Annotated in this window: 1 pseudogene; it reads left to right on the top strand. The window is 32.9% G+C overall.

From position 1 onward, the window contains the following. Positions 1 to 359 (top strand): annotated as a pseudogene (locus ACTYBU_RS22545) (IS4 family transposase); the annotation flags it as partial.

The raw sequence follows: 359 nt of genomic DNA, 5'->3' as shown, positions 1-359 counted from the left end.
TGATGTTATTTTTATGTGTGAATCGCGTTCTAAGCCCACATATTTTACACGAGAAGGAAAAAACAAATTAGATTTTATTAGTACGATCCTTTTTATGCTGAATTTTGTAAAGAAGAGTTTCCAGATTGAGCTAGATGACTTTTTCAAACTCATCGGAAAAAAGGGGATTAGCATTAGTAAACAAGGATTTTCTGAGGCCAGAAAGAAGATTAAACCCAAGGCATTTATCCAGTTATTTGATACCATAGTAGATTGGTATTACAAGGAAAATCCCAGTAAGACATTTAAGGGATTTCGAATTTTCGCTATTGACGCCTCTATACTTGAAGTCAATAATTCAAAAAGATTAAAAGATGCCT

Source organism: Niallia sp. 03133 (assembly GCF_052663225.1).
This window is presented reverse-complemented; position numbering and strand designations above follow the sequence as displayed.